Annotated in this window: 6 protein-coding genes; 4 read left to right on the top strand and 2 right to left on the bottom strand. The window is 38.9% G+C overall.

Annotation, left to right across the window (positions count from 1 at the left end):
- From BVH02_RS21520 to BVH02_RS20905, 4 genes are all read left to right on the top strand, one after another.
- Nucleotides 1-193, top strand: a 193-nt coding sequence (locus BVH02_RS21520) for a hypothetical protein (RefSeq protein WP_455423290.1), incomplete at its 5' end; no start/stop codon positions are given.
- 36 nt (nt 194-229) lie between these two features.
- Nucleotides 230-943 (top strand): hypothetical protein, encoded by a 714-nt coding sequence (locus BVH02_RS20915; RefSeq protein WP_143244275.1) that lies wholly within the window; start codon nt 230-232, stop codon nt 941-943.
- 11 nt (nt 944-954) lie between these two features.
- The gene (locus BVH02_RS20910; RefSeq protein ID WP_086503420.1) at nt 955-1,362 is read left to right on the top strand and encodes a hypothetical protein; all 408 of its coding nucleotides are present in this window, start codon (nt 955-957) and stop codon (nt 1,360-1,362) included.
- A 67-nt stretch (nt 1,363-1,429) separates the two neighbouring features.
- Nucleotides 1,430-2,284 carry an RHS repeat domain-containing protein gene (locus tag BVH02_RS20905; RefSeq protein ID WP_086503419.1) on the top strand — a complete coding sequence of 285 codons (855 nt, stop codon included), beginning with the start codon at nt 1,430-1,432 and terminating at the stop codon, nt 2,282-2,284.
- Between the two features lie 239 nt (nt 2,285-2,523).
- On the opposite strand, the gene BVH02_RS20900 is transcribed toward BVH02_RS20905, so the two are convergent.
- Together BVH02_RS20900 and BVH02_RS20895 are read right to left on the bottom strand one after the other, a co-directional pair.
- On the bottom strand, nt 2,524-2,793 hold the full coding sequence (locus BVH02_RS20900) for a helix-turn-helix domain-containing protein (RefSeq protein ID WP_191278362.1): 270 nt from the start codon (nt 2,791-2,793) through the stop codon (nt 2,524-2,526).
- A 36-nt stretch (nt 2,794-2,829) separates the two neighbouring features.
- Nucleotides 2,830-3,369: an IS3 family transposase gene (locus tag BVH02_RS20895; RefSeq protein WP_223271943.1), complete on the bottom strand. Its 540-nt coding sequence runs from the start codon at nt 3,367-3,369 to the stop codon at nt 2,830-2,832.
- Nucleotides 3,370-3,498: the final 129 nt, after the last annotated feature.

The following is a 3,498-nucleotide window of genomic DNA, read 5'->3' as shown; positions in this document are numbered from 1 at the left end:
AGTGATGAGCACAGGCCCGATTTTTGTCCAAGAGACTCATTATGATCCATGGGGCATGGAGATCAAAGAATTGGGCTATCAGTACGGTGTCATCAAGGTGAATCCCTATCTTTATAACGGTAAAGAAGCAATCGACCACCTTGGAATAGAACTGTATGATTACGGTACGAGGATGTACGATCCGGTGATTTGAAGGTGGAGTGTTGTGGATCCGCTGTCTGCTCATCCTTTGCAAATTGATAAATCGCCACTAGCCTATGGATGGAATAATCCAATTAAATATATTGATCCAGATGGGAGGTGTCCTAATGGATGTAGCAAAGGTGAAAAGGAAAAAGATATTTATGCAGAAGGGGCAGTAGTTCAAAATAGATTTGGTGCCTCTCAGTACAATGATGGCAAATGGAAAGTCATCTCAAGAACTCCGATGACCGAAAACAGCTCTGAGGGTATAAGAATTAATGGGTTCTTTGGAGGAGGGAGTAATTCTGGAGGTGTTATTCAAGGTGAGAAAAGTTATAGTGTTTCTGCTACTTTGGGATTAGGTGGTTCAATTGGAAGTCAATTAGGAGGTGGAGCTAAAAGTGTTTTAGATAATCGTGGAGCATATATGCCTAAAGGCCAAATTTATGGCATGAATAAAGAGATTACTCTAAGGACTCCAATAACAAATATAAACACTACCTCTAAGATTTTAAACTATGCTCGTATGGGAGGAAAATTGCTTGGAGTTGCAGGTGTGGTTGGAACCGGTGTTCAAGTTTACGGCGATTGGGATAAAGGAAAATATTATAGCGCCGGAACTAGAGCAGCAGTATTAGGTGTAGGCGCTGGTGCTGCCTTGATTCCAGTTGTTGGATGGGGTGTAGCAGCGGGTATAGGTGTTGCGGATTATGTTTGGGGAGATCAGTTTTATAATTTTGTTGAAAATCAAATGCGTTAACTAAATAATTTATGAGAGTTTATGATTATTTATTTTTCAAAAGTTATCAATTGGCTATTCGATCTAAAAACTTTGATGATATGCCTGCATTGGGAGGAATTGTTTTTGTCGTTGCATGTTTAATGTTTAATATCTTCACAATTTCATTTGTTTTAGAAGGTTTCGGTATTAATAATTTTTCTTTTGAAAAGAAATATAAATACCCTTTCGCATTAATTTTGGTACTTGTGATTTTGATGTATTATCTCCTAAATGGTCGCTATAGGAATATTATAAAAAAATATGAGGAAAGGGAAAGAGAATTAGGTAAAGGGCTTCATCCAGTTTTTGTAATCATTTTATATTATGGTATAAGTTTTGGCCTAGGAATGATTGCGGCATTGTTTAAGAATGGCGATTGGATTTTCAGATCAAATTAAATCTTCGTTAGGTGGAGGGATCAGGATGTCATTAAGCGAATCCCCCGCTCGGTGTAGTCAATAGCTCATGGGGACTGGGTGGAGTTTAGAAATCAAGGAATTGGGCTATCAGTACGGCGGCATCAAGGTGAATCCCTATCTTTATAACGGTAAGGAATCAATCGACCACCTTGGGATAGAGCTGTACGACTACGGGGCGAGGATGTACGATCCTACGATTGGGAGGTGGAGTGTTGTTGACCCGTTGGCGGATCATCCGAACCAGATATATATGAGTCCTTATGCTACCATGTGGAATAATCCGATACGATATAATGATCCGGATGGAAGGTGTGTTTTTTGTCCCGGTTCATATTATTACATGAAGGCGAGTATGATTTTTTCACAGTTTTCCAACAATATTCAAGCTCCCTCTCAAAGATTATTGACTGGACAATCTAGTAACCTAAACTCAGAATACTCATCCCAGCTCAGTAATTCCCAAGTATCGCTTATGTCAACGGTCTCTATTGTCAATGATGGAGCAGCAGTAGCATCAGGCTTGAAAGAGGCCTCTGTACAAGGAGGCCTGCTAGGATCAGAGGTAGTACAGGATTTCGGTACAGCTATAGAGGTTGCCGGAATTGCAACTGCCCAGCCTGAAATTACTGCGGTTGGAAGTACGATTTCTAAAGCAGGAAGTATTATGGAGGGAACACTTAAAGCATCAACGGGGGATCTGACATTACAAGATGCAGGCTACGAAATAGGGAAAGTATTTGCTTTTGGTAAACTATCCAAAGGAGGATTTAAAGCTGTTGGTTCTGAAAGCCTGAGTAAAGAAGCAAATAATGTTTGGCAGGGATTAGTTAAAGGATGGGAAATGCTAAGCGATTGGACTTATGAGATTACTACAAGTGTGGATAACGAGAAAAATAAATAAGACCTATGGACATATTCAACATGGTTATTGGAGTGTTACTTATTCTCATTTCAATAATTATTTTTATTATTCAAGTTAGAGATAAGGCATATAATAAGGAAGATTTTCACATGGGAAATGTCAATATATACTATGCTGGCATTGTATCTTTTTTGGCAGGTTTATACTTCTTTATTAGCTCGTTTTAAAATTGGAGAATAAAACTGTTAAGAGCCTGATAGAAATATCGGGCTTTTGTTTTATAGTGTTGCAATACTTTTAAGTTTGGCGGCCTTGATGAAGGCGTCGATGGTTGCAAAGACGTGTGACTTATTTTCGGGATCAAGATTTTGGATCTCCTTGAGTTTTTTGAGTGTTTCGTTGTCAATGCGTTCGTACTCCCCGTCCTTGACCAAGTAATCCAGCGTGACCCCGAGAGAGTCGGCGATCTTTGCGGCCACGTCGATTGAGGGGATGTTTTCCCCCCTTTCGTACTTGCTGACTCGTCCTAAAAAAGGTTTACATGTTATTGTTTAAATACTGATTGACTGTTTCTGTTAGTTCTTTTATTGGTTTACAAGTGTACGGTTTTTGGGATAATAGTTTTTCCACAATCGATCTGTTTTTTGATTGGTTTGGTGGATTTCCTCAGGAGTTTTGTTTCCTATACTCATATGTAGTCTTACTTGGTTGTAGAGATTGACTACTTGGGAAAGTAACTCATTTACTTCTTGAATTGAATTCACTTCATAGCAATCTAGGTATTCTCCTTTAACAATTCCATTGATCCGTTCAGCTAATGTATTTTCCAACGGATCACCGTTTTCGGTCATACTTATCGCTATACTATTGTCCTGTAATAACTTGACATATTCTTTACAGCAATATTGAATGCCTCGGTCTGAATGATGGATTAGGCCTTCTACTGGTTGTTTTAACTGATCCAAAGCCTTTTGAAGGGCATGGATTGAGGATTCGGCTTCCAACGATTCACTCAAATGATAACCTACGATCTTATGTGAGAAGACATCGGTCACAAAACTGATGTAAAGAAACTTATCCTTAAACCTCCAATAAGTAATGTCTCTAACCCATAACTGATTGATTCCCCCACTGAATGAAGTATAACGGTGGTAGTGCCTAGGTGTAATTTGTAATTACACCTTCATATCTTTTAGAATATGTAATTGTAGTCCATAATAAGGATTATACGAAACTACAAAACTCCAGGCGGC

The sequence above is a fragment of the Algoriphagus ratkowskyi genome (genome assembly GCF_002150505.1).
GTDB lineage: Bacteria > Bacteroidota > Bacteroidia > Cytophagales > Cyclobacteriaceae > Algoriphagus > Algoriphagus ratkowskyi.
This window is presented reverse-complemented; position numbering and strand designations above follow the sequence as displayed.